This window comes from Isoptericola sp. NPDC057191, assembly GCF_042670225.1.
Classification (GTDB): Bacteria; Actinomycetota; Actinomycetes; order Actinomycetales; family Cellulomonadaceae; genus Isoptericola.
In genome coordinates this window covers 1-5,531 of the sequence record NZ_JBHUWC010000184.1, presented here as the reverse complement: position 1 = coordinate 5,531, position 5,531 = coordinate 1, and the positions used below count along the sequence as shown (strand labels likewise).

The window sequence follows — 5,531 nt, the reverse complement described above, 5'->3', positions numbered from 1 at the left end:
CGTACGGGGGTGGGTGGGGTGGTGCCCGTTTCTCGGGAACCGCATAGTGGACGCGTAGCATGATTGACCAACGGTGTTGGTATGTGTGTGAAGTTGTTGGCTTATTAGTACCGGTCAGCTCCGACAGTCTTTCGTCCTGTCTTCCACATCCGGCCTATCTACCCAGTGGTCTAGCTGGGTGCCTTCACCCCCGAGGGGGATGGAAACCTCATCTTGAAGCAGGCTTCCCGCTTAGATGCTTTCAGCGGTTATCCCTTCCGAACGTAGCTAACCAGCCGTGCTCCTGGCGGAACAACTGGCACACCAGAGGTTCGTCCGTCCCGGTCCTCTCGTACTAGGGACAGCCCTTCTCAAGTTTCCTGCGCGCGCAGCGGATAGGGACCGAACTGTCTCACGACGTTCTAAACCCAGCTCGCGTACCGCTTTAATGGGCGAACAGCCCAACCCTTGGGACCTACTCCAGCCCCAGGATGCGACGAGCCGACATCGAGGTGCCAAACCATGCCGTCGATATGGACTCTTGGGCAAGATCAGCCTGTTATCCCCGGGGTACCTTTTATCCGTTGAGCGACGGCGCTTCCACAAGCCACCGCCGGATCACTAGTTCCGACTTTCGTCCCTGCTCGACCTGTCGGTCTCACAGTCAAGCTCCCTTGTGCACTTGCACTCGACACCTGATTGCCAACCAGGCTGAGGGAACCTTTGAGCGCCTCCGTTACATTTTGGGAGGCAACCGCCCCAGTTAAACTACCCACCAGGCACTGTCCCTGATCCGGATTACGGACCGAGGTTAGATGGTCGATGCGGCCAGAGTGGTATTTCAACGATGACTCCACCCGACCTGGCGGCCGGGTATCATAGTCTCCCACCTATCCTACACAAGCCGCACCGAACACCAATACCAAGCTATAGTAAAGGTCCCGGGGTCTTTCCGTCCTGCTGCGCGTAACGAGCATCTTTACTCGTAGTGCAATTTCGCCGAGCTCGCGGTTGAGACAGCGGAGAAGTCGTTACGCCATTCGTGCAGGTCGGAACTTACCCGACAAGGAATTTCGCTACCTTAGGATGGTTATAGTTACCACCGCCGTTTACTGGGGCTTAAATTCTGGGCTTCACCGAAGTTGACCCGTCCTCTTAACCTTCCAGCACCGGGCAGGCGTCAGTCCGTATACATCGTCTTGCGACTTCGCACGGACCTGTGTTTTTAGTAAACAGTCGCTTCTCCCTGGTCTCTGCGGCCCTCACCGCTTCCCACCGCTAGGGTGTTCACGGATCAGGCCCCCCTTCTCCCGAAGTTACGGGGGCATTTTGCCGAGTTCCTTAACCACGATTCGCTCGATCGCCTTGGTATTCTCTACCTGACCACCTGAGTCGGTTTGGGGTACGGGCGGCTAGAACCTCGCGTCGAGGCTTTTCTTGGCAGCTGAGGATCACCCGATTCCCGCATACGCGGTCACTATCAGTTCTCACCCTTGATGCTTCGCGGATTTGCCTACGAAGCGGGCTACAACCTTGGACGTGGACTACCATCGCCACGCCGGGCTACCTTCCTGCGTCACCCCTGTTAACACGCTTACCTACTACCGGTTCGGGTCCCACGCCGCCGGAGACGGTGCGACCCGAAGGTCGCGGTGTCACCATTGGGGCGGTTAGCATCACCGGGCTCGGTATGGGCGGTTCTTCGCCGGTAGGAGAATATCAACTCCTTGTCCATCGACTACGCCTGTCGGCCTCGCCTTAGGTCCCGACTTACCCAGGGCGGATTAGCCTGGCCCTGGAACCCTTGGTCATTCGGCGGACGGGTTTCTCACCCGTCATTCGCTACTCATGCCTGCATTCTCACTCGTGTGGGCTCCACCACTAGGTCACCCTGCAGCTTCACTGCCCACACGACGCTCCCCTACCCACCCACACACCTGAACACCAACAAGTTGGTGCTGGGCTAACGTGTGAGTGCCACGGCTTCGGCGGTGTACTTGAGCCCCGCTACATTGTCGGCGCGGAATCACTTGACCAGTGAGCTATTACGCACTCTTTCAAGGGTGGCTGCTTCTAAGCCAACCTCCTGGTTGTCTGTGCAACTCCACATCCTTTCCCACTGAGCACACGCTTAGGGGCCTTAGCCGATGATCTGGGCTGTTTCCCTCTCGACTACGAAGCTTATCCCCCGCAGTCTCACTGCCACGCTATGTCTTACCGGCATTCGGAGTTTGGCTGACGTCAGTAACCTGGTAGGGCCCATTAGCCATCCAGTAGCTCTACCTCCGGCAAGAAACACGTGACGCTGCACCTAAATGCATTTCGGGGAGAACCAGCTATCACGAAGTTTGATTGGCCTTTCACCCCTAACCACAGGTCATCCCCTCAGTTTTCAACCTAAGTGGGTTCGGTCCTCCACGCCGTCTTACCGGCGCTTCAACCTGCCCATGGCTAGATCACTTCGCTTCGGGTCTAGACCCGGCGACTGTACCGCCCTATTCGGACTCGCTTTCGCTACGGCTTCCCCACACGGGTTAACCTCGCCACCGAGCACTAACTCGCAGGCTCATTCTTCAAAAGGCACGCCGTCACCCCTGCTAAGGAGGCTCCGACGGATTGTAGGCACACGGTTTCAGGTACTATTTCACTCCCCTCCCGGGGTACTTTTCACCTTTCCCTCACGGTACTTGTCCGCTATCGGTCACTAGGTAGTATTTAGGCTTAGCAAGTGGTCTTGCCAGATTCACACGAGATTTCTCGGGCCCCGTGCTACTTGGGATCCCCTCAACCAGGCCGCACCATTTCGTCTACGGGACTCACACCCACTACGGTCCGCCTTTCAATGCGGTTCGACTATGACACGGCTTTCTTACTGGCTACCAGACTGTCAGATCTGGTCAGAAGGTCCCACAACCCCGCATGTGCAACGCCTGACAGCTTGACACACACACGGTTTGGCCTCATCCGCTTTCGCTCGCCACTACTCACGGAATATCTCTTCCTGTCGGTACTGAGATGTTTCACTTCCCGACGTTCCCCCCTACACCCTATGTATTCAGATGCAGGTGACTGAGCATGACCCCAGCCGGGTTCCCCCATTCGGACATCCTCGGATCACAGCTCGTTTGCCAACTCCCCGAGGCTTATCGCAGGCTACAACGTCCTTCTTCGGCTCCTAGTGCCAAGGCATCCACCCTGTGCCCTTAAAAACTTCGACACACTACAATATTTTCACAGAGATCAGAAAACCAGTCCGATCAACCACGCCACCCCACAAGGAGGCAGCAGGCCGACCAGGCCAGTACTGAACATCTGGGATGCTCGCGTCCACTATGCAGTTCTCAAGCAACGGACGAACCCGCCAGCCCACCAGCACGCCTACCCCAGACCAGCCCCGACCCGCCCCCTCAAGGAGACGACCAGGAACCACACCAGGACGGTTCACACCAGACCAGCGACCCGTTCACCATCAAAGACCACCAACCCCCCACCCCGCAGCCCCACCCCCGACCACCACGAAACCGCAGCAGCAGGGACACGACCCAGGACCAGGACGCCGATTGCCTCAGGACCCAACAGTGTGCTTGCGAACCACCCGAACCACGTCACCACCAGCTTTCCACCACCCCAACCGAACCCCAGGGGCCCGACCACGATGCGTACTCACCAGCCGGCAACAGCCCGACCAGTCCTTCTAGTCAATGTTCCACCCGTGAGCAACCACCAGACGCACGATCGGCGCCTCAGGCGGCCTGCTGGCCCCCACCCAGCTTCACGCCAGGTGCGGACATCAGATGCTCCTTAGAAAGGAGGTGATCCAGCCGCACCTTCCGGTACGGCTACCTTGTTACGACTTAGTCCCAATCGCCAGTCCCACCTTCGACCACTCCCCCCGGAAAACCGGTTGGGCCATGAGCTTCGGGTGTTACCAACTTTCGTGACTTGACGGGCGGTGTGTACAAGGCCCGGGAACGTATTCACCGCAGCGTTGCTGATCTGCGATTACTAGCGACTCCGACTTCATGGGGTCGAGTTGCAGACCCCAATCCGAACTGAGACCGGCTTTTTGGGATTCGCTCCACCTTACGGTATCGCAGCCCTCTGTACCGGCCATTGTAGCATGCGTGAAGCCCAAGACATAAGGGGCATGATGATTTGACGTCATCCCCACCTTCCTCCGAGTTGACCCCGGCAGTCTCCCATGAGTCCCCGGCATAACCCGCTGGCAACATAGGACGAGGGTTGCGCTCGTTGCGGGACTTAACCCAACATCTCACGACACGAGCTGACGACAACCATGCACCACCTGTGCACCGACCTTGCGGGGCACCCATCTCTGAGTGTTTCCGGTGCATGTCAAGCCTTGGTAAGGTTCTTCGCGTTGCATCGAATTAATCCGCATGCTCCGCCGCTTGTGCGGGCCCCCGTCAATTCCTTTGAGTTTTAGCCTTGCGGCCGTACTCCCCAGGCGGGGCACTTAATGCGTTAGCTGCGGCACGGAACTCGTGGAATGAGCCCCACACCTAGTGCCCAACGTTTACGGCATGGACTACCAGGGTATCTAATCCTGTTCGCTCCCCATGCTTTCGCTCCTCAGCGTCAGTTGCGGCCCAGAGACCTGCCTTCGCCATCGGTGTTCCTCCTGATATCTGCGCATTCCACCGCTACACCAGGAATTCCAGTCTCCCCTACCGCACTCTAGTCTGCCCGTACCCGATGCAAGCCCGAGGTTGAGCCTCGGGATTTCACACCAGACGCGACAGACCGCCTACGAGCTCTTTACGCCCAATAATTCCGGACAACGCTTGCGCCCTACGTATTACCGCGGCTGCTGGCACGTAGTTAGCCGGCGCTTCTTCTGCAGGTACCGTCACTTGCGCTTCTTCCCTGCTGAAAGAGGTTTACAACCCGAAGGCCGTCATCCCTCACGCGGCGTCGCTGCATCAGGCTTTCGCCCATTGTGCAATATTCCCCACTGCTGCCTCCCGTAGGAGTCTGGGCCGTGTCTCAGTCCCAGTGTGGCCGGTCGCCCTCTCAGGCCGGCTACCCGTCGACGCCTTGGTAGGCCATCACCCCACCAACAAGCTGATAGGCCGCGAGCCCATCCCCCACCGAAAAACTTTCCAACACCCACCATGCGATGAGTGCTCATATCCGGTATTAGACCCCGTTTCCAAGGCTTATCCCGAAGTGGAGGGCAGGTTGCTCACGTGTTACTCACCCGTTCGCCACTGATCCACCCAGCAAGCTGGGCTTCACCGTTCGACTTGCATGTGTTAAGCACGCCGCCAGCGTTCGTCCTGAGCCAGGATCAAACTCTCCGTAAAAGAAGAGAAAACACCACGAACCCCCGAAAGAGCCCACAGCATTCAACGATACTGGCCAGACCAAGCTGAACTGCTCAGTCCGATCCAAAGAAATCCACAAAGGATCTTCAATCAATTTGGCATTGACTATCAAACACACTGTTGAGTTCTCAAACAACCGACGCACACCCACAAGACCAGAACCTTTTCCGTTCCAGCCCCGCCGGGGCAACCCCTCAAACTTAC

Annotated in this window: 2 rRNA genes; both read right to left on the bottom strand. The window is 57.7% G+C overall.

Annotated features, from left to right (window positions below):
• Nucleotides 1–84: 84 nt before the first annotated feature.
• A 23S ribosomal RNA gene (locus ACFT55_RS17250) occupies nt 85–3,197 on the bottom strand.
• 587 nt (nt 3,198–3,784) lie between these two features.
• Nucleotides 3,785–5,306, bottom strand: a 16S ribosomal RNA gene (locus tag ACFT55_RS17245).
• Together the 16S and 23S rRNA genes form the textbook arrangement of a ribosomal RNA operon.
• Nucleotides 5,307–5,531 lie beyond the last annotated feature (225 nt).